The sequence below is a fragment of the Bradyrhizobium symbiodeficiens genome (assembly GCF_002266465.3).
Classification (GTDB): Bacteria; Pseudomonadota; Alphaproteobacteria; order Rhizobiales; family Xanthobacteraceae; genus Bradyrhizobium; species Bradyrhizobium symbiodeficiens.
In genome coordinates this window covers 1,670,859-1,692,977 of the sequence record NZ_CP029427.2, presented here as the reverse complement: position 1 = coordinate 1,692,977, position 22,119 = coordinate 1,670,859, and the positions used below count along the sequence as shown (strand labels likewise).

General features: G+C 58.4%; 7 protein-coding genes, 1 tRNA gene and 3 pseudogenes. 6 read left to right on the top strand and 5 right to left on the bottom strand.

Annotated features, from left to right (window positions below):
* Window positions 1-147 precede the first annotated feature (147 nt).
* Entirely contained in the window at window positions 148-1,998 is a 1,851-nt protein-coding gene (locus CIT39_RS07870) for a calcium-binding protein (RefSeq protein WP_094972798.1), read from the top strand.
* A gap of 256 nt (window positions 1,999-2,254) precedes the next feature.
* Here CIT39_RS07870 and CIT39_RS07865 read toward each other — a convergent pair whose 3' ends face one another.
* Window positions 2,255-6,655, bottom strand: coding sequence for a beta strand repeat-containing protein (locus tag CIT39_RS07865; protein ID WP_162308401.1), 4,401 nt, complete (start codon window positions 6,653-6,655; stop codon window positions 2,255-2,257).
* 1,536 nt (window positions 6,656-8,191) lie between these two features.
* Between CIT39_RS07865 and CIT39_RS07860 the strand changes: the two genes are divergently transcribed.
* Complete coding sequence (locus CIT39_RS07860) at window positions 8,192-9,289, top strand: acyltransferase family protein (RefSeq protein WP_334273091.1); 1,098 nt, start codon at window positions 8,192-8,194, stop codon at window positions 9,287-9,289.
* Window positions 9,290-9,961: 672 nt separating this feature from the next.
* Here CIT39_RS07860 and CIT39_RS07855 read toward each other — a convergent pair.
* Window positions 9,962-10,174 carry a hypothetical protein gene (locus CIT39_RS07855; protein WP_140477495.1) on the bottom strand — a complete coding sequence of 71 codons (213 nt, stop codon included), beginning with the start codon at window positions 10,172-10,174 and terminating at the stop codon, window positions 9,962-9,964.
* An 890-nt stretch (window positions 10,175-11,064) separates the two neighbouring features.
* Between CIT39_RS07855 and galE the strand changes: the two are divergent.
* Window positions 11,065-12,001 (top strand): annotated as a pseudogene (gene galE, locus CIT39_RS07850) (UDP-glucose 4-epimerase GalE).
* Between the two features lie 1,887 nt (window positions 12,002-13,888).
* Here galE and CIT39_RS07845 read toward each other — a convergent pair.
* Entirely contained in the window at window positions 13,889-14,062 is a 174-nt protein-coding gene (locus CIT39_RS07845; RefSeq protein WP_162848628.1) for a hypothetical protein, read from the bottom strand.
* A 440-nt stretch (window positions 14,063-14,502) separates the two neighbouring features.
* Window positions 14,503-14,631: pseudogene (locus CIT39_RS33175) on the bottom strand (LabA-like NYN domain-containing protein); the annotation flags it as partial.
* Between CIT39_RS33175 and CIT39_RS33170 the strand changes: the two are divergent.
* The 3 genes and pseudogenes from CIT39_RS33170 to CIT39_RS07830 all read left to right on the top strand — a co-directional run.
* Window positions 14,629-14,876, top strand: a pseudogene (locus CIT39_RS33170) (hypothetical protein); the annotation flags it as partial. The pseudogenes CIT39_RS33175 and CIT39_RS33170 sit on opposite strands and share 3 nt — an antisense overlap.
* A 937-nt stretch (window positions 14,877-15,813) precedes the next feature.
* Window positions 15,814-15,960, top strand: a complete 147-nt coding sequence (locus tag CIT39_RS07835; RefSeq protein WP_155526015.1) for a hypothetical protein — start codon at window positions 15,814-15,816, stop codon at window positions 15,958-15,960.
* Window positions 15,961-15,972: 12 nt separating this feature from the next.
* A tRNA-Thr gene (locus CIT39_RS07830) sits at window positions 15,973-16,048 on the top strand.
* Window positions 16,049-16,357: 309 nt separating this feature from the next.
* Here CIT39_RS07830 and CIT39_RS07825 read toward each other — a convergent pair.
* The gene (locus CIT39_RS07825; protein ID WP_094973828.1) at window positions 16,358-21,919 is read right to left on the bottom strand and encodes a MupA/Atu3671 family FMN-dependent luciferase-like monooxygenase; all 5,562 of its coding nucleotides are present in this window, start codon (window positions 21,917-21,919) and stop codon (window positions 16,358-16,360) included.
* Window positions 21,920-22,119: the final 200 nt, after the last annotated feature.

Genomic DNA, 22,119 nt, shown 5'->3' with positions numbered 1-22,119 from the left:
CAGGCCTCAAATTTAAAATTTGATCATTCATAAGCCGCGCAAATATGAACAGCGATTCTTTAAAACGAAATCACATTGACAATCGGTGGATGGACAATCAGGCTACTTTTTAATTTAAATAAACCATGAAGTTTCGAGGAGCGTCGCATGAAAAAGGTTCCATTGGCAAGGGGAAACCTGCGCGGCCATCAAGACGGAACTGACGACGATTATATCGGTGACGATAATTCTTATAATTTTTTCGTGGGCGACGCCGAAAAAGCAATACTAAATCACTCGGTCGGTGGAGACGATGCCTTCACTGGCGGAGCCAGATCCACGAACATCTTTTTTGGCGACGGGGTTACAGCGATCCGAGGCTTCGGAGTCGGCGGCGCCGACACCTTTACTGCCGTTCGAAGCTCCGAGAACACTTTTTTTGGTGACGTAGGCGGCAACGCCTCGGGGCATGCCAAGGGCGGAAACGACTCGTTTTCTGTAGCCGTCGGCGGCGACACGGGTATCAACTCGAACAACTACTTCTATGGTGACGCCGGTGGAGACATGTCCGGCTTTGCGGCCGGCGGCGACGATACGTTTTTTGGAAAGACAATCGCTCCCACCGTGTTCGTCGGCGACGCGGGCGGCGACTTGCTAGGGCATGCGTCAGGAGGCACCGACACATTCACCACGGTGATTGGCTTCAACAGCAAGTACACGGTCTATGGTGACGCAGCCGGCTCCGTTTCGGGTTACGCGTCTGGCGGAAATGACAAGATCAACTCGTCGGGCGGCGACGGCGCGCTGACGATCTACGGGGATGCGGGCCAAAATCTGGCAGGACATGCCCACGGCGGCGACGACCTTTTAACCGGCGTCGGAGCGACGTTCTATGGTGACGCCGGCGGAAACATTTCCGGCCATGCCAGCGGCGGGAACGACGTAGCCATCATAAGTTCGACTCTGACTCCTCCAGGACGCGTCTTCTACGGTGACGCTGGCGGCGATATTACGGATCACGGGCATGGGGGAGACGATTCCTTCACGGTCACCGTTGGAGGATTTGGCGGAGCGGCCACATTCTACGGGGATGCTGGCGGCAATTTGCTCCTTAATGCGACCGGTGGCGACGACTCGTTTACGGGCAGCGGCGCTGGGATAAGACCCACGTCATTCCTCTTCTATGGAGACGCCGCAGGAGATGCATCGGGGAACGCTCATGGTGGCGACGACGTCATGTTCGTATCTAGGGCATCATCGACGTTCTACGGTGACGTAGGCGCCAGCATGGGTGGCCACTCGGTTGGGGGCGACGACTCCTTTTCAGGAATCGGTGCGACCGGCCTGACAACGACGCATCTGTTCTATGGCGATGCTGGCGGCCAGATGTTCGGCAGCGCACGGGGCGGCAACGATTCATTCGTAGGCGTTTTGAACTCGACAAACACGTTCGTTGGCGATGCCGCGGAAATGATTGGCAACTCTCGCGGAGGCTACGATCATTTCACCGGCGGAGAGGCTTCCTTCAATTTCGCCTATGGCGACGCCGAGAAAATGTATGGTCATGCTGTTGGTGGGAACGACGTATTGATCGGCGGGAACGATGCCAATGGTTTAGCGATCGGCAGTTACAACGACGTCTTGGTTGGCGACGCACAGTTGATGGCCGACCACGCCCGGGGTGGAGCTGACACCATCATCTCCAGGACCGGAAATGATGACATGTGGGGCGATGCCCAATTGATGCTGGGCAATGCTCGGGGCGGAAATGATGTGTTCGTCTTCGCTGCCTGGAACGGCCACGACAAGATCGAGGATTTTGGCCAAGGTGGCGGATCCGCCCTGGGAAGAGATCATATTGACGTTGCCGGCTTGGGTATAACCAATATGAGCCAGCTGAACATTTCAGCGCTCGATACGACCACGAACGAAAGCACGATAACATTCAGCGCTGGGAACGAAGTTGTCGTGCATAGCGCGCATGTGCTAACGGCCCAGGATTTCATCTTCGCCGTCTAAGCGACGTTTCTGGAATCGATCCTTACCTGGGGCCCAAACCTCGCCGGGCCAACGCGGGGCAATTCTCCTGTGACCAGCAAGAGAATGATCCGCCCAGCCTGCTACAGCCATATGCTCGGATGGCTCGCGGCCAACTTCGGACTGACGCTCGCAAAGCGGCAGCGCAATTCAGGTGAGATTTCTGCTGACACGGTCGTAGCCGCCCGGTTCGCGCGGGAGTAGCATCTAACGACACTCCTCCCGCACTGGCGCGATATCAGATTGTTGCCCCCGCTTGAGCATGCTGCTGGGCCGGCACTGGCTTCGCCAGGTTCGATGGCTCCGTGCCTCTCCACGCGGACTGACCGAACGACGAGCCGTCGACCCCGCTTATTGACGAGGATGGGAAAGCCGAAGCGATATGTTGTGTGAATAGCGCAAGGCGATGATCCAACGTAAGCGCCGAGTTGTCCCAGGAGCTGCTCGTGGATGCGTCCACCTTTTGGCTTGGTTGGACCGACGCTGTTGGATCACCGACCGGGACGGCGAACTTCATGGCTGCAACGGTGTCAGACCCGTCCGTAGACGCGGCGCTGCCATCGGCGACGGAGGAACTTGCACTGGCCTTCGAGACATTACTCGCGTTTGAAGCCGCAATGACACCATCACCATTCATATCCAGGCGGAAAACGCTCTCGAACGGCTTGAGCACCGGATCTGTTCCCGACACGATAGGCGAGAGGTTTTTGGTCCAGTTGCCCCCATTGTCGACGCTGACGATCATATATTGGCTCTTGCTGTTGTCTTTGAGCGCGACGTCATAGCCCGTTTCAGTCTGCACGGCGGCTATTGGTCGATACCACGTGAAGTCACGGCTCGATGTGAGCGTGGTCCCCTCATATTTGAGCGAAGGCCCCGTACCATTGGCATTCAGCAGGAAGAAGGAATCCCCAGCCTTCGTGAGATGGACCGTCGTATCGACCTGCAACGTTCCTGGGGGATTGATTATCGCGTTAGCCAGGCTGGCGGCGTTGCCAGCGGCGTCCTTGACGGTCGCGGAATTCAGGTTGACCGCTGTTACCGCGAGGTCGGAAGTGTTCTGACCAAGTCCCACCGAGTAGCTGAACTTCAAGGCATTGGTACCCGAGCCACCGACATAGGTTGCTGTACCACCATCGTTCAGTTTTAGGGTGGGTGTGCCCCCGACGACGGTCACGGGCTCGCTGAAACTCATTGTCAGCGGGGCGGTTTGACCAAACACGAGCTTGCCGCTTCCACCAGTGAGGCCGTTTCCGGAGAATATCATCGACGACACGGCTGGCGCAGCAGTATCGATCTGCAACGTGCCCGACGGATTCGTGACCGCGCCGGCCAGATTGGCGCTGCGACCATTGCTGTTCTTGACCGTCGCCGAGTTCAGGTTGACCGCCGTCACCGCAAGGTCGGAAGTGTTCTGGCCGGCTCCCACGGTATAGCTGAAGGTCAGCGTATTGGTGCCCGAACCGGAGGTGTAAGTCGCCTTGCCGCCGTCGTTCAGCTTTAGCGTGGGCGTGCCGCCAGCCACTGTCACCGCCTCGCTCAGCTTCACCGCCAGCGTGACCACATCGCCGGTATTCAGCTTGCCGTTGCCCGATGTGATGCCAGTGCCCGAGGCCGCAACCGACGCCACCGTCGTCGTCGGTGCGGACGGTGCGGTCGGCGTCGTGGCGTTTACTTGAAGCGTCCCTGACGGATTGACGACCGCACCAACCAGGTTAGCCGCGTTACCCGCGCCATCCTTCACCGTCGCCGAGTTCAGGTTGACCGCCGTAACCGCGAGGTCAGAGGCCTTCTGGCCAGCGCCTACGGTGTGGCTGAAGGTCAGCGTATTGGTGCCCGAGCCTCCGGTATAAGTCGCCGTACCGCCGTCGTTCAGCGTCAGCGTTGGCGTGCCGCCGGCCACCGTCACGGCCTCACTCAGCTTCACCGCCAGCGTGACCACATTGCCCGTGCTCAGCTTGCCGCTGCCCGCCGTGATGCCACTGCCCGAAGCGGCAACCGACGCCACCGTCGGTGCCGTGGTGTCGATTTGAAGTGTCCCGGACGGATTTGACACTGCCCCCGTCAAATTGGCCGCGACACCTGTCCCGCCCTTGACCGTCGCCGCGTTCAGGTTGACCGCCGTCACCGTAAGATCGGAGGTGTTCTGGCCGGCTCCCACGGTATAGCTGAAGGTCAGCGTATTGGTGCCCGAACCGGAGGTGTAAGTCGCCTTGCCGCCGTCGTTCAGCGTCAGCGTCGGCGTGCCACCGGCCACTGTCACCGCCTCACTCAGCTTCACCGCCAGCGTGACCACATCGCCGGCATTCAGCTTGCCGTTGCCCGACGTGATGCCACTGCCCGAGGTGGCAACCGACGCCACCGTCGGGGTCGTTGGCGTCGTGGCGTTTACTTGAAGCGTCCCTGACGGATTGACGACCGCACTAACCAGGTTAGCCGCGTTACCCGCGCCATCCTTCACCGTCGCCGAGTTCAGGTTGACCGCCGTAACCGCGAGGTCAGAGGCCTTCTGGCCAGCGCCTACGGTGTGGCTGAAGGTCAGCGTATTGGTGCCCGAGCCTCCGGTATAAGTCGCCGTACCGCCGTCGTTCAGCGTCAGCGTGGGCGTGCCGCCGGCCACCGTCACGGCCTCACTCAGCTTCACCGCCAGCGTGACCACATTGCCCGTGCTCAGCTTGCCGCTGCCCGCCGTGATGCCACTGCCCGAAGCGGCAACCGACGCCACCGTCGGTGCCGTGGTGTCGATTTGAAGTGTCCCGGACGGATTTGACACTGCCCCCGTCAAATTGGCCGCGACACCTGTCCCGCCCTTGACCGTCGCCGCGTTCAGGTTGACCGCCGTCACCGTAAGATCGGAGGTGTTCTGGCCGGCTCCCACGGTATAGCTGAAGGTCAGCGTATTGGTGCCCGAACCGGAGGTGTAAGTCGCCTTGCCGCCGTCGTTCAGCGTCAGCGTCGGCGTGCCACCGGCCACTGTCACCGCCTCACTCAATTTGACTGTCAGTGCAACGACACTTCCGGCCGCGAGATTGCCATTTCCAGAAACGATCTTGGAACCGGACGCCGACACGGAAGATACCGTTGGCGTGCTAGCCGGAGCCTGGAGGGTCACGTCGAAGGCGGACGAAGCGCCGCTGCTGTTGCCCGCCGCGTCCATGGCTGTCGCCGTGAAGTGATGCGCCCCCGTCGACAGTGCTGCAGTCGTGAAGTTCCAGGCTCCGCTTCCGTTTGCCGTCGCTGAACCGAGGAGAGTTGCTCCATCGAATACTTTAACGCTGCTGTTCGCTTCGGCAGCACCGCTCAGCGTCAGCACCGTGTTGCGGCTCGCGTTGGGAGAAGACGAACTGATCACCGGCGCGGTGGGGGCAACGGTGTCAACAGTTACAGCAAGGGCCTTGGAGAGCGCGCTGGTACCACCCGCGGACGTTGCCGAAGCGGAGAAACTATGTTTACCGTTCGAGAGCGCGCTGGTGGTGAAACTCCACGTGCCATTCGTACCGACCGTAGCGGACCCAAGCAAAGTCGTTCCATCGTAGACTTTGACAGTGTTGCCCGCGGATGCCGTGCCGGTCAGCGTCAGAGTATTGTCGTTTGTAATCCCGTCGCCGACCACGTTGCTGTCGGTTGACAAGGAGCCGATCGTCGGAATGACAGGCGCTTGTCCGGGAGCAGTCGTCCCTCCGAACGGCGGCGTCGGAAATGCCGGATCAGTCGACGTGATGATATTGCTGTAGTCGGCCGCCATTGTGTAGTTCGCGGCGGATGGCTCCCCACGATAGATGCCAAGCTTTAGATTGTAGTTGGCTCCGGGGTCTCCCAACACGCCGTGATAGTCGACGATTTGTACACCGTCACGCCACATCTCGAGATAGCCAGACGAATCCGAGGCGAAGCGCGCCTGAATCTGAATGCTGTACGCGTGGCCTCGCTGAATCGCACTGGGATCAATGTAAACCTGCTCTTCTGTGGGCTCGTTGAGATTGACCACAACCGCCATCTGCTCGCCCTTGAGCTGAATGGAAAACGTGGCTCCATTCAGGCCGTACATTTGGGTAAGCGAGAGCCAAGACAGACCGGAATTGACGTTTGACGTGCCGGGCTCGATCGTCATCGAATAGGAAGCGTTGAAAATATCGCCGTTAGCAACCGAATTGGCGGCGAGAATTTCGGAGCGAGAGCTGTCCCCATCTGCCCAGATGTCTCCGGCGCGCAATTCCATCCGGACCGTGTGAGAGTCTGGCGTGGTCACGCTCCACGATTGTCCAGCATTTTCGCTGTACCAACCTTGCCCGTCGATGATGCTTGGGTTGCTCCAATTGTCCGTGCCCGGCACAAATTTAGTTACGCTTGGCACCACCTTAATCGACAAAGCTGACGACGCAGCGCTGGTGCTCGATCCGTCGCTTGCCGTAGCGGTCAGGCTGTGTGTGCTGTCAGCGAGCTTCGGGGTCGTGAACGACCATGAGCCGGAACTGTTTGTCGTAGCCGTCCCCAACCGGGTGGTGCCGTCAAAAACCGTTACGGTGGTATTTGCATCGGCCTTGCCCCACACCGTTACGACATTCGCATCCGTAACGCCGTCACCAAGTGTGCCGCTGTCCGCAGAGAAATTCACGATGGTTGGCACTTGAACAGCCATTGACAGCTCTCTTTCTGAGATCAACCCCAAGGAACGCCACGCCAAGCAAGCTTGACGGGAGCAGGCGAAGCCCGAATCATCCAGTTGGTTCGTACGCCCCACACGGCCTTTAGGCATCGCAGGAGACGAGGATTTGAACCGATAGCGGTACTCGTGTGATAACTTTGCGACCGAGATGTGCCATGGGAACCGTGAGGCCCCACAATCAGTCCACCGCTGGGGAAAAGCCGCTGCTGCGTCAGCAAATTGCGATTTCGATCGCGCGCATTTAATGGGCAGTCGGCAGCACCGATCTCAACGGTAGAGGTGCAATTGCGGCCTTGGCGCCCTCACCTGCCTCCACAAGCGCAATAATCAGACGTCACGGCGGCAGCACGCTCGTTAATTTGTCAATCGACGGAAGCGCCCCAACCAGTTTGACGACGTCACGTATTATGTGCGCTTGACACCTAATGAGACGAGCCCGGTCTTATTTCGCGATTCGATCGAACGCGGCGTCAAATAGAACTGATCCCTTACAGCGGAGCAGTCTTAGTCGCTACGATCCGCAATCGGCAGGTTAGCTTCCGTTGGCTCTTGTGCATCACGAACGGCGTCTTGAGAAGAACGGGCATGGCGCAAAGCGAGCCGCCGTTCGAGCTCGGCGACCAATTTTCGCAAGCGCCTTAATTCCCGAAATCGACGGTGTAGATCCCCAGACATGAATTCTCATCAACTCGAAACGTTTTCCGCACCCCGAAATTAGGCAGATCGACCTTGAAAATTGAATCGATCAGATTGAATGCAACCTAAGCTGCGGGAGCCCTCACGCAAGCAAGATTTAGCGATCGATCTTCGGGATTGGCTAAAGACCGGGTGGAATTGGCATGTGGTTGAGATCGAAAATATCCATCGCCGGGAGGCGATGATTTTGCGGCCGAGGCCGGTGGCGCGCATCAGCTCACGATAACAGCGCTACGTCGTCGCCCCATCGTTTCCTTGATGCGCTAGGCTATCAACAGGTGGGCCAGACGAACTGCCCCCCAAAAGAGGGCAGACGTCCAGCCAGCCATTGCGACCAGGCACAGAATGACCCATGCGAACTTTATAGCGACCGCATATTTCGAGCGCCTTTCGCCCTGTCCGAATTGAGACATGCTACTGACTTCGCTCCTCGAGGTCATCCATCCGGTCGTTTTCGCAGACGGCACCGGGCTGTCGGGCATCACAACTTAGATTAGCCGACAATCTATTTGGCCACCCAATTAATACAATTAACTCCCCAGTAAATCCCAATTGTTCGGCGTATTAAAATGCCCGACAATCGACCAGTCAAGGTAAAAACCGGCCGAATAATGCAATAATGCCCGGTCGACTGAGCGCCGACTGCGTGCGGGACAGACCCAGGCGCGGTAACCAGCACGATCAGCACAGCTGGTAAATCCGGTCGGCGTGATTTAATAAAAGTCCGCCCTGCTCGCCGCGCGATGTATTAGAATCCGTTATTTCACCGATTGAACCTGTATGCCTTTAGATCGCACTGACAAACTGCACGGATTGACCGCCGCAGACATCCTGAGGGTCCACAACGGCAACGGCCCAGGCTTCGACGCCCTCCGCCTCCTGCTCGCGGTTTGGGTTTTCACACTCCATGCCATGTTCATTTGTGACGGCGCAGAGGCCGCCGAAGCATTCGCGGCCGATCCCATTCATAAGTTGCTCGTCAAGCCCGTGCTTCCGATATTCTTCATCGTCAGCGGTTATCTCGTGGCTGGAAGCGCCATCCGCACGAGGGCCGTTTCGACCTTCCTCTTGTTTCGCATATTGAGGATTGCACCTGCGCTGATTGTCGAGGTTACGCTCTGTGCACTGGTTCTTGGCCCGTGGCTCAGCGAGAAAGGTTTGTCCGAATACTTCTCCGACCCACTGTTTTTCAGGTACTTCCAGAACATTCTGGGCAATGCGCAATTTTCCCTGCCCGGACTATTCCTGCACAATCCGGTGCCTGACGCCGTGAACCTGAATCTCTGGACGCTGAAACCGGAGTTCTTCTGTTACCTCTTCATGGCACTCATGATGGCATCGACTGCAGCATTCAGCAGGAAGTACTGCACGCTGATTGCCCTGCTATCACTGGGCCTGACGGGCATTTATGTGTTGAGAGGGGGACAACTCTACAATTTTTTGGCCGTCGCCGACTGGAAAATATTGATTGTTTCGTTCGTCGTTGGTTGTTGCGCCTTCCACTGGAATGATAGTCTCGTTATGTCGCCAGGCAACGCCGTCGCAGCTTTCGCTGTCGCGATTGGGGCCCTGTCGTACGAGCCGCTCGTCATATTTAGCCTGCTCGCGCTGACGTACCTCGTCATCTACCTTGGTACGCGCAAGATTTACCTTCCGCGCATTCTGCAAAGCGGAGACTATTCCTACGGAGTCTACTTGTTTGGATTCCCGATACAACAGACGCTGGTCTACTTCCTGCCGGCCGAATATCAGCATGGATGGGTGATTTTGCTATTCGGCCTTCCGCTTACTGTTGTGTTTGCCATGTTGTCGTGGAAATTGGTCGAGAAACCCGCATTGCGGCTCAAGAATTTGATTAGACGGGACGCCGCATCGGTTCCGCCCCTCCGAAAGATATTGAAACTCGAGTAATCGACACATTCAGGTTTCCTCCACTCATCGCCGCGCAGACCCCATCGTCTCGTGCGATTTCGCCTAGGGAATGCGACAGAAAACCGATGTTAGATACTTGCGTGCTTGTCTCGGCACTTGGTGAACCTGGCAGCAACCTCTGTCAGAGGGCGCGCTGAGATGGATTTGGCTTTAGGCGCCGCATTGGGAATCGTATTTGTTGGCTTGCCCGCAGGATTTCTGATGGGCTACTCGTGGCGAGACCGCATTTCTCGCGCACGTCGCATCCGATATTTGTTGGAGCACGAAAGGCGCAACAAACTGGACAAAGTGTCCTCGACACTAGCTCCGCAAGACGATTTGTTCTGAACCACATGCCGATTGAATCGTCGAACCGAGCTATCGGTTTTGAGGACACGCCACCGCCACCCATGACAAGGGCTGGAGTTTAAGTCTCTCTAACCGGTGCACCTGCCATTCTCCAAAGGCACCGCGCGCCCTCCGCTCGCCACAAGGCACGGATCTCATTCGCCGTAACTTCATCAAGACAACACGAACACTGCACCGCCCTAGGTTGAACTACCGCGGTCGCTCCGGCCGGGATGCCCGACCTCGCAAAGAAGACCGCGAAGATGAACCGAGGAAGCGCGTTGGATCGAACGCCTTCTCTAACTCAGCAACAGATTCGTTTACTCAATCAAGGCACGCCCCTGAAAGCCCGCCTGCACGCCGGAAGACGAACGGCGCCGACGTTCCTTTTTGCACTTTGAGCTCTTGTTGCCTGTTTTGGGCTTCGGCTGCCGCCACATCGACCAATTTTCGCAAACGCTGAACTTCAACCATGAAGCCGTTCAGTCGCTGACTTTCCTCAGAAATACGCCTAAGACGCTGTCTGAAAATATCCATTGGCCCCTCCGGCCATAAAATAACCACCAATAGGCAGATATTAGCCTCAATTGAGGCTCGACGAAATAGGTATTCCGTTATTTAATGTTGATGAATATTCCATTTGAGAGATAGCCTTGCCGCAATGCGAGTGCTTTGCGCGTAAGGCGCATCAGGCCTTTAATTTTGATCCTCACGGCCGCGTTCAAACTCGATGCCGGGCGTACCAAGACACTTCCGACAGCGCGGAAATCAGTACACTTCAGAGCGAGGGATTTGCAGTGAGAGTTACATTCCCAGAAGTCTTTTTCTGTTACCTCGTCGGATGGGGGCTCGTCCTCTTCTTCCGTTGACGAAGGATTTGGCCGGCTGCTTGTGCCGCGCCTATGCCACTCATTCAATTCAATCAATGCGGCCCGGAGCTTCAAGGAATTCCCGCCTAATAGCCGGCTTGAAGCAACGAGCTAGGTCCAATCCGTCAATGTCGTTGTTCGCGGGCGGGATCCGTAAAGTCTCACGACGACAGTATTCCGTGCCGACGAAAGTTGGGCGTGATACTCTTCTGCAGCGACTTCCCTGCGCAGTTGCAGGAGTTCTTCCATGGCTGCCGCAATGTCCTGGTCCGAAAGGCGCCTGGGATTTGAACCGAGATGGAGCCTCATGGGATGCACCTCACTGAGAAATCCAGATTATGACCCAAGGGCGCTCGTTGCGCTTGTCTTTTATTTCGGCAGATTCAATATTTATCTTTGAGCGTGTCTTTCAGAACCCTCGGCGACCGTCCTTCCACTCGACGGCCTCGACGAAGCCGCCAAGAATGCAATCGCCTTGCTCTTCACTCGTCGAATTTCACACTCCAGCGGCAGCAACATCGCTGGCCTTTGGGCGCCCCATCCTCAGCCGGCCCTTCAATCACCAAGAAGCATTGGCATGGCCGACCGACCGTCCTCGTCACAGGAGTGCGGGCCATATCGGCTCGCACACCTGCCGCGCATTGATTGCCGCCGGCTTTCAGCCCGTCGTCTATGACAATCTCTCGACAGGTCATTGCAGCTTCGTCGCCGGGACCTAGTGGTTGGCGATCTCCTCGACGGCGCCGCGCTGCAGCGGCGAGCTTGGTCGGCGAATCCATGACCGATCCGCAAAAATACTACATCAACAATGTGCAGGGCACGCTGTCGCTGTTGCAGGCGATGCGCGACGCAGGCTGCAACGACTGGCGCCGTCTACGGCAACGCCGATTCCAAAGAGCTGCCGGAAGATTTCCCCTGCGCTCCGATCAATCCGTACGGCGCCTCGAAGTGGATGATCGAGCGCATGCTCGCTGACTATCGCTCGGCGTATGGCTTCGGCGTGTTCTGCCTACGCTATTTCAACGCCAGCGGCGCCGATCCCGCCGGCGGCATCGGCGAGTTACGCGACAACGAAACCCATCTCATTCCGCGCGCCATGATGGCGCTGCAGGGCCATATCGATTTCGCCGTCTTCGGCGATGACTACGACACGCCCGATGGCACTGCGATCCGCGACTACATCCATGTCACCGATCTCGCCGCGGCGCATGTCGCGGCATTGAACCTTCTTGAAACGGGATATGCCGGCGGCAGCCTCAATCTTGGCACCGGCTCCGGCTTCTCGGTGCGCGACATTCTGAACGCGATCAGGCAGGAGACCGGGCGCGAGGTGCCGCACACCGTCAAGCCGCGTCGCGCCGGCGATCCCACCTATCTGGTCGCCGATGTATCCGCTGCACGAGAGGTGCTGAACTTCGTGCCGCGCCACTCCGACCTCGCTACGGTGATCCGCACCGCCTGGACTTGGCACCAGAAAGCACACCCGCTCAGGTAATTCGCGCGCCCGCATTGCACGGTATCGGCCGCAAACCATAAGCCGCGCCGACCCTGTTTTGCGTCAGCGCCGCCCAACGTCCCTGATTATTCCGTCGCAGCAGAATCGCAGCTCGCTAAAAGCGCTTGCAAGTGCGCTGCACAAATCGCTCTAATGGGGAACTTTATCGAATCATTGGCATTGTGTTGCGATTGTTGAGCCCACGCATTCAGCAGGCGATCCCGCCAGGTGGTGTATGCATACAACAATACAAATCAACATCGCACTATGGGGGATGATCATCTGCGCAGGGGTCAAGCTGGTGCAGATTTTGTTGTGACGCCCGCAGCTCTTCAGCTTAGGTTCGCGAGCCAGCCTAGCAACTTCCAGAATGCCCATGCGAGCGCGCTTGTCCATCCAAGCATTGCCACCACGCATGCAACAGCCCAAATTATGCGGGCAGGCCAGAGGCGACTTCTACCCGGCCCTGGTCCAACGTTCGCTGCATCAGCGTGACTCACGTTGCCCTCGCGCTTTCCTGTCCTCTCATTAGTCTCGACCGGGTCGGGAAGGTTCATCGATGATCACCTCAGATGCCTTCTCGCTAACCGGCTGACACTGGGTTAGCTAAAAGAACCGGGCAGCGGGCATTTTCCGGAGAGCTGAGCCGCCTGCTGGGCAATCTCGACCTCCTCCCTTTCGAAGTAATTCCATTGATTTTAGCGAGTTGCTGCTCGGCGACAGCGTAATCGGGCTCCCCTCTGGCGCAAGCGAACTCCAAAAATAAGCTTGAAAAGTAGGGTAAATGTAGGCGCGCACAGATCGTCAGCCCGTCAGTCCGTTGATCTGATGCTAGGTTCAAGAAGGGGCAGCGGCCGCCTTTCTCTATCGACTGTGGCTTGATGCCTGATCTTCGGCAGAATTTTCCTTTCGACCGTCATTCGTCGAGCAATCGTCCTCGCGCGAGACAGCGAACGCGGTGTGGAACTTGTGTTGCGGGTTCCCAACACGAGTAGGCGGCCGGCACAACAAGACAGCTAACTATCTTTTCTAGCTGCCTTTCGAACCAACTCCCTTTTCTGCGCTAGCTCTTCGACAAGGAGAACTATCGCCCGGCGCATTCCCGGACTTTCAATCTCCTTGAACGCACTGATCAGGCGAAGCATCTCGCGATCATTCTCAAAAGAAGACATTGCTACCACAAAATATGAATGCGGGACCGACACGCCCGAGAAATACGCGTCAAAGAAAACCGGGTAAAAAGTTCCAGATAAATATACAGCCAGCCCCGGTGAAGAGACCCTGCCTTGGGTCATGTTGATAAGCAAATCGATTCGAATTGAAAAAGTCAAAAGTACTTAACGCACAATAGTTCCAAGCCAAAGGAACTCCATGGGCGACGTTTTCTGAAAAAGACGTCGGCCGCAAAACGCCTGCCTGCACTCCGCATTGGATCAGCGAAGAGCAACTCGCCCGTTTGACCCAGCGGTCAACCGCAGGTCCCTGGATGGCGGAGGTCGAGGTTCAATTCCTCTCAACGTCCACAACAAAGGTCCGTCATGAGTTTTGAGAAGTTGAGCGATGCGAGCGTTCTCGTCTTTATGAGAACATCAGGCAGCAGGTCGATCGCGATAGCAGCAATTGCCGCTACCACTTCCTGAGTGAAGCAGCCAAGCAGCGCGCTGAGGATATGCGGCGGGAAATCGATCGCCGAGATCTTTACGCATCTCCGATCAATTGGCCTTGAAGGCCTCGCTCGCAGTCATACCCCGCTCTACCTGTGCGACGCCAACCTGCAGTCAAGGCCCTTCCAGGCCAGGCCTTTAGATCAACGGCCAGACGCCGACGGCGCATCTTCAGGTTCTCAAGCAACTCGCGATCCTTGAGTCTCGCGTCCGATCGTTGCGGTTATCGCATCGCGCTAGTGCTCCGTTCGCCCGAGTTTTTTCGCGCCTCTCTCTGCAGCCGCTCGACCTGTTCTTCCACATACAGCACGACCGTTCGGCGAGCGTCGTGGTCCGATATTTTCTGGAAAGCTTTGATGAGACGCAGCATCTGAAGATCTTCGACGCTGTTCGACATGGCAATGACTTCATCGGAAACACGGGAAAAACTTCAAAAATATGCAGCCCTTCTGCGGGAATGGGAATATATGGAAGTTCGACCAGCAGTTAAGACTGCTGGCTCGCCACCGGACTGGCGGAGAGCCGCCTTCGGCGATGCAACTACGCGGAAGTTTCCGATCGCGTTGGCTGAACGCACAGCGATAATCCCGAGCGTCCGCGCCGGGATCCGATGACATCAGCAAGCCGATTGCGGCGGATAGCAAAGTCGTCGACTATCTGGACGACCGCCGCTACTCGACCCGCCCACAGCGCCTGGCGCCGCGTACGGCTCGAACGTGGCGTGCGAGCTCGACGCCGCAGCCCACGGCCACCGGCAAGGTCGACGCTCCCCAAATGATCGCTCTAACCGGCTGGCAATTCAGGTCGCCGCTGTGCGGCTCCGATAGGGAGCGGTCAGTGCTCGGAGAGCTCCATGGCATCCACGGCGAGCTCGATGTCCATGTTGCCCTTGACCTTGCGGCGGCCGGAGGCGTCGATGAATTCCTTGGTCGCCTTGGTGACGACGGTGTAGCCGTTGTAGTCCAGCCCCAACGCCGCGGCGTGCGGGTCACCGCGATCTCCACCATCGCCAGCCAACCGCCGATGATCGCCGACGAGCTGCGCCGCCAGACCGATGTCTTCACCGACCTCGTCGAGCTCGGTCCAAGCTCGGCCGCGACCCTTCCGAACGCCCCGCCCCGCGTGATCGCGGCGAGCGCGAAGGGGCGGGATCATCTGCCAAGATTGTCACCGGAACCAAAGGGAAAATGATCCTTAGGAGTAACCTGTAGCAACTGGACTTGCATCCGAGATCGTCGCTGTATCTCTAAAAGCGATGCGAAGGTCCGCCGCCGGAGGACCAAAACGGTCGTTTACCACCTCAACCTCCCGGCAGTGTGCGTGATCAGTTGAGAGCCTGATCTGATTCCACCCTGTCAGGATGCAATAGATTGCTGATCTGTTCGCCTCGAGAAAGGCAACGATCGTGGAAGAGGTCGGGAACCGGCAATTCCTCGTGGCCGCAGGACTCGCACGTTGGAACGACGAAGGGCTGACTCAAGCTCAGTTACCGCGACTTCAACGCGCAGTCTCCGCAACTCTTCCATTGCCGCGCTGATTTCTTCCTCCGACAAGCGCGGAGGGCGCAAGAAAAACGGCAGCTTCATAACATTTTGCCTCTCCCTCGTAGACGCTTGACACCGCGCGTGGTTGCGCTCTGTCGAAAAAAAATAGGAGGGAACTCACTACGCGAAGTGAGAGCTGCCGCCTTTTCCCGCAGTGTTATCCGCACTCGCCCACGACGCCTTGGGCCTTTCGCGGCGCGACGGTTGATTCAATGAACAATCTGCCTGACCGCCAGGAGTTTCGTCCCTGGATTGCGGCCCGACTTAAAAGCACTCCGACTAATCAATGAAATCCAGCGTGGTAGCCCCACCGCCTCACGGTGCGTTTTATATTTCCGGTGAGGTGAGGCGAGGAACATAGCCGTACCCAAAGGTAGTCCTCTTCAAAGCTCGATGCGAACGCGCTGCCTTGAGATGCGAGAGGGATAGCGCTGCTAACCTTGCTGAGTTAGGTTAATCCAACGGCTATATTGCTTCCGCCGGTTGGTTCTTGCACAGTAGAGATAGAGGCCGGCAGCCCAAATGTAATTTTGGACCTTTACCGGTCAACCCGACGACTGTCATTTCGATTGCGACCTATTTTTTGATTGCTGGGAGAATATCAATGAGCGCTTCAGCTCAGACGCTTAATGATTGCCAGTTGAACTCTATTGAGGCGATTGAAAAACGCTTGGCGATGATCGCCAATATGCAGCGACGTCTCAAAAGTGCACTCGCTCGGACTGAGCCTGGACGCGAGCAGTTGCACTGAAGATATTCTAAAGCCGGTTTAGCTCAGTGGTAGAGCGCCGTCCCTGTATGGCGGAGGTCGGAGGTTCGATTCCTCTCAATCGGCACCACCATTTCCCCAACGCTCGCACGCGTTGATTGCGTTCGTTGTTTCTCGGGATTCCTGCTCACATGAATCCAGGGAAGATGAGCGACGTTGGCGTTTTGCGCCTTCACGAAAACATCGAACAGCAAGCTACTGCCGATACCAAGAGTCCACGCGACGTCCCGCACTGCTGCGAGATCTCGTCCGCTACCTTGGCAAATGCTTAAGCGAACGAAGTGGCTTTGCCGATTATGCACCGAGCCGTTCCACAGCTCGGTCGGATTCTGGTCAGCTTTCGTTTCCGCGGCTTCGGACGATGCGCCTTAGCGGTCTCCTAATTTCTATTGGTCTTGGAGCCGCTCCGTATCTCGCGTCTGCGCTGCATCGTGTCCCTGCGAAGCTGCCCACGGTTGTGCTCCGGAGGCGCTGCAGTGTTGCTGCGACCGGTGCCGGAATTCGCGATTGCGCCGGCCAAGCTGCTTAGCGTTGGATACTGGAACACACGGACGACGGACATCTGCAGTCCCAGTTCTGCGCGGATCTTCTCCACCACGCGGACCATCATGAGCGAATTAGCGCCCAACTCGAAGAAATTATCGTCAATCCCGATCTCGTTCACGCCCAACAGTTCCTGGAAGATGGCTGCAAGCTTGCGCTCTACCTCGGTCGCAGGCGGATTAAACTGCGTCGTGGTCTCGCGACGCGCACCATCAGGTGCAGGTAACGCTTGGCGGTCCAGCTTGCCGTTGGGGGTCAGCGGCAGCGCTTCCAGCGGCACGAACGCCGCGGGAATCATGTACTCCGGCAATGTGCTGTGCAAATGCTGTCGAAGGTCGGGCAAGCGATTGGCTCCAGAGCCGCCCCGGAGTGCTGGCTGATTTGCGTACGCGGACGCGTCAACGTCGGCGGGAGCTTTGTCAGTTACCGCAGTGTCCGCGATCGCCCCGACTGTCTCCGTCCCTTGTGAGGGCCTGAAAACGGCATCGAAACATCCCGGCCCAGCGGCGGACCATTCGATGGCCACCTCATAGTTTGTATCGAGCATGCGCACGTCCTCGGGATCGACTCCCGGTGTTGGACCCACGGCGATCTCACCCAGGCGAATGGCGGGCGAGAGCAATTGCACAGCGCGCAGCGCCGCCAGGGGCGCCGCGACCCGTGCGTTGGGGATGCCGGTAATACGCAGCGAAGTCGTCCGGGACCGTACCATCGTCCTCAAGCTCTCCAGCGTGCAAGGCTCTAGAGCTTTCTCGCTGTCCGCGACTATCGACCGCCGCCGGAATCCGCCGCGCTTGCCGATCACGACGTCATAGCGAAAGCGGGTCATCTCGCTCGGCTCGCGGCCGAGTTTGAGTTCGACCCGTACTTCATCGATGTCAGGAAGCCGCTGTGGAAGAGACAAGAACAGACGTGGATCCAGCACCAGTTCCGGCTCCTCTTCGAGCCGCTTACGCAGCCGGGCCTGAAGTTCGCCTGCCGGAGCGTCGGACGCGGCCTTCTGCAATTCGATCTCGCAGAGCATTACCTCCAGCAGCGCGCGATGACGCACATCGCCGACAAAGATTGAGCCGCCTGGCGCCAGCTTCTCGAGGGCAGCCACCAGCACGTCCATGAGATACGCCACGCTCGGGAAATATTGGGCGACTGAATTGATGACGATTGTGTCGAAGGGACCGCCCTCAACGGCAGCCAGCGCGTCGGCGCCGCGTTGCTCCAAAACCACGCCGGCTAGACCTCGCCGCGTGGCCTCGGCCTTCACTCGCACCAAGGCTGCCTCGGACAGGTCGATGCCATGATAGAGCTCGCAGTTCGGCGCGACGCGGAAGAGGATCATGCCTGTTCCACAGCCGACTTCCAGCACCCGGCGGGGCCGCAGTTGCTGAATCCGCTCCGTCGTACACGCGATCCACTCGCGCATCTGCGCTTCAGGGATGGAATCCCCGGTATAACTGCTCCTCCACCCAGCGGTCTCAGAGTCGCCGCCATGCTGATAGGTCTCGTCCCAGATTGCCCCCCAGTGATCAATCGATGGAGCGCTGCCACGATTGGGCGAGACGATGTAAGCGACGAGTTGCTGCACACCTGTGGCGTCCGGTCTGGCCACAACAGCACTCTGCTGCACCAAGGGATGGCGGTTCAATGCAGCCTCGATCTCACCCGGCTCGATCCGGTGACCGCGGATCTTGACCTGATGGTCGAGACGTCCGAGGTGCGCAAGCGTTCCGTCGGGTAGCCACAGTCCGAGATCGCCGGTTCGGTAGAGACGAGCTCCGGAAGCGCCAAAGGGATCAGGGACGAAACGTTCTTCGGTCAGCTCCGGTTGTTCCAGATAGCCTCGCGCCAAGCCGGCGCCTCCAATCAGGATTTCACCGGGGACGCCAACCGGCAGCGGTCGCAGCGCTCGATCGACGATGTAAACCTTGGTATTCGCAATCGGGCTTCCGATCGTGATCGCGTCATCTGTGCCCCCTACGGCACTGGTCGTTGACCAGATGCATGTCTCCGTGGGGCCGTACATATTGCGGATTTCACCCTGATAGCGTCGCCGCAATCGCTCAACCAATGTCTGCGGCAGGGGCTCGCCGCCCAGAAGCAGCATGCGCAGCGAGCCTAACGCATCGAGCGAGGCATCGTCGGACACCAGCATGCCCAACAGCGACGGGGTGGCCTGGAGATGAGAAATACTGTGGCGGCGAATCTGCGAAGCGACATCCTGATCGGGCTCGGTAGAGACCGGTGCAACGGATGGATTGGCCAAGCGACGCAACTCATCCAGATAGGGAAGACTGGCCAACACCTCGTCGGCCGCAACGCCGAAATCGATCAGACAGGCGATCTCGTCGACACCGGACTGCTTCAGCTTATCGATCGTCGCCAGGCACGAGCTCGGTGATCCAAACAGGCCCGCGGTAGTGAAGTATCGCTCGAACGCGTGCTCCATAATGACGTCGAGCTCCTCGGCGTCCAGATTCGCGAGGCTCATCTGCGGCGCGGCCGATGCTTGCCGTTCATCGCCCTTGGCGAACGCGGTCAGCTCCCATCGCATCTTGGAGACGAGGTCGGTCGAAGTCTTGAGGTATTCGAGGAACGGTCCTCGCACCTTGCTGCGGACTTCTGCCGCGTCGGGGCCAACGAAGGTGTGCAGCATGAGAGTGACCGCCCCTGTCCCGTCGTGGCCGGCGTTGGTCCAGGCCTTGCGATAGACCGCGATATTCGCGACGAGCTCCTCTGGTTTCATCACCAGCAGGTTTGTTAGCACGTTGGCGCCTAGTCGTCCGGCCAGCGCGAAAGTCTCCGGATGCGAGCTTGCGGTCACCCACAATTTGGGCTCGCGCTGCACCGGAGCTGGAAACGTCTTTATTTCTATTGGCTGGCCATCGCCGCCAACGGCCTTTATCGCTTCACCGCGCCAAAGCGCCTTGACGGTCTCGATGCCACTCGCCATCAGTTCGCGGCGGTTCTTGTAGTTCTCCGGCTGCAGCACGAAGTCGCGGGCGTGCCATCCGGACGCGAAGCTCAGCCCAACGCGACCGTTGGAGAGGTTGTCGACGACCGACCATTCCTCCGCGACGCGTATGGGGTTGTGCAGCGGCAGCACCACGCTCCCGGCGCGGATGCCGATGCGGCGGGTAACAGCTGCGACTGCTGCGCCGGTCAACGCCGCATTTGGATACAGGCCGCCGAAGGGATGGAAGTGACGCTCGGGCGTCCACACGGCAGAGAAGCCGTGATCATCGGCATACTTGGCGCCCTCCAGCAGCAACCGGTATTTGCCGCCTGCGCCCTCGGCCGCATCAGCGGCGAAGTAGAACAGGCTGAAATCGAGCGGCCTGTTGGTACGCGCGGCGGCGCGCGCCAGCCGTTCGGTTTCATGCTGGATAACCACCGTAAAGCCGCGCGCCAGCGTCCAGAACAGCTCCAATACCGAAATGTCGAACGAGATGCTGGTCGTTGCGAGCCACACGCCCGGCTCCGTCCCCAACGCCTGATCCATGGCTTCGAAGAAGTTGGTGACGTTGCGGTGCTCGAGCATCACCCCCTTCGGACGTCCGGTGGAACCCGACGTGAATATGACATAGGCGAGATTCTCCCCCGACATCGCCACGTGTGGACGATCCGCTTCGCGCGCCTCTCCGCCTGCATCAATGCACAGCCCGCGGGTTTGAGGCGGCAGCGCGCCCACCAGGTCCGTGGTGGTTACCACCACGCCGGCTCGAGAGTCCTCGAGCATGAGCGCGATCCGCTCAGCAGGGTAAGAAGGATCCATCGGCACATAGGCTGCGCCGGCCTTGAGAATGCCAAGCAGACCGATCATCATTTCGGCCGACCGCTCGACATGGATGCCGACCATCTGGTCCGGCATCGCACCGCCGGCGATCAGCGCTCGCGCGACGTGGTTGGCACGCCGATCGAGTTCGCGGTAGGTGAGCGAGCGAGATCCGTCGACCAGCGCTACCTTGTCAGGCGTGCGATCGACCTGCGCTTCGAAGGCCTCGTGCACACAGTGCGGCCCCGGCAGTGGTCTGTCGGTGTCGTTCCAGATGCGGAGTATCGATCCGGCGTCCTGCGATGGCAGGTTTGGTAGATCGCCGAGCTTGGCCTCCGGCTGGTCGGCAATCGCGACAAGGATCGCCTGCAGCAGATCGACGATGCGCTCGACGGAGGCCGGCGCAAAGCAGCTCGTGTCGAACGACAATTTGAACGTTAACCGAGGGCCGTCATAGGCCATTACGTTGAACGGAAAATTGGTTTGGTCGTGCAGTGTGACGTCGCGCCGCTGCCATTCCCGACCAAATGACTTGAAGCGCGCATCGTCGGTTTGCGAATTGAAGACGATGATGGAATCAAAAAGCGAATGTCCGCGGGGTACCTCGCTGAAGCGAAGAATATCGACTAGCTGCGTGTGTTCGTAGCCGCGCAACTCGAGACGCTGTTCGCGTAGTTGGCGGCATAATTCCAGCACCGGCAACTCGGCGGGTAGTTTGACCCTGACCGGAACGGTATTGATGAACAGCCCGATAACACGATCTGCGCCTTCGATCGACGACCGCCGGCCGGCTCTGGTCAGTCCATAGACGACATCATCCTGGGCCGAAAACGCCGAAAGCACGAGCGACCAGGCGACTTCGACGAGAGCGGACGTCTGCAATGAGGCCCGCGCGGAGAGATCATGCAGTTTTCCCGTGTCGGTCAGCGATAGCGCAAATTCCTGGGTGGCATGACCGGCGGCGGGGGGCGCGTCAGAAGCGGCAATCCGCAGCGTTTCGAGATTGGTCGGAGTGCGAAAGCCGGCCAGAAGGTTTCGCCAGTACCCTTCAGCGGCCACTGCATTCGCTTCCAGGTGCCGCTGGAGCCAGGCGATGTGCTCGCGATAGGACGGACGTTCCTCCAACAACGGCTGCGCGCCGTGCACCAGCGCTGCATAAACGTCGAACACCTCCTTCACGACGAAAGCGTAGCAGGAGTCCAAGATCGCGTGAGAATAGGTGAAGACGAGCCGATGGCGATCGGAGGCGAGACGCAGCACCGTCACACGCCAGAGCGGCTCAACGTCGAGGGCGAAGGCACGCAATCTATCCTCGGCCAGGAAAATGCGCAGCTCCTCGTCCTGCTGCTCGGCCACTATCGCCGACAAGTCGCGCGCCTCAAAGGGCACCACAATCTCGCTTACGACTTCCTGCAGCGGAACTTTCAGGCCTTCCCACCGGAAACGAGTACGCAGGATCGGGTGTTGTTTCGCCACCATGGCCCAGGCATCGGCGAGGACATTGGTGTCGATCGGCTCGTTGAGCAATATCTCGAGCTGTTCGACATCCACGCCCGGGGTCCGTGCCTCGAGATGGTGAAACAGCATACCCTCCTGGAGTGGCGAGAGCGGATAACTGTCCTGAAGCATGGTACTCCCAAAGGTCACCGCATGGGCCGCTTGGATCCGCGAATATGAGCGAGCTCACCCCAGCGAAGTATATTAATTTCAAAAGATCGATTTTAAATCGGACGTAACATATCTGATACAGCCAACATGGCCGGAAGCAATCAAAAAAAGCTTGATTTGCATCTGGTATTCACGCCAAGGCAGAATAGTTTGAGTTTACC

What these genes read in the sequence shown, in the direction of transcription:
- CIT39_RS07855 (WP_140477495.1), bottom strand. Translation starts at nt 10,174, where the DNA reads ATGGATATTTTCAGACAGCGTCTTAGGCGTATTTCTGAGGAAAGTCAG.
- CIT39_RS07845 (WP_162848628.1), bottom strand. Translation starts at nt 14,062, where the DNA reads ATGTCGAACAGCGTCGAAGATCTTCAGATGCTGCGTCTCATCAAAGCT.
- CIT39_RS07825 (WP_094973828.1), bottom strand. Translation starts at nt 21,919, where the DNA reads ATGCTTCAGGACAGTTATCCGCTCTCGCCACTCCAGGAGGGTATGCTG.
- CIT39_RS07865 (WP_162308401.1), bottom strand. Translation starts at nt 6,655, where the DNA reads ATGGCTGTTCAAGTGCCAACCATCGTGAATTTCTCTGCGGACAGCGGC.
- CIT39_RS07870 (WP_094972798.1), top strand. Translation starts at nt 148, where the DNA reads ATGAAAAAGGTTCCATTGGCAAGGGGAAACCTGCGCGGCCATCAAGAC.
- CIT39_RS07835 (WP_155526015.1), top strand. Translation starts at nt 15,814, where the DNA reads ATGAGCGCTTCAGCTCAGACGCTTAATGATTGCCAGTTGAACTCTATT.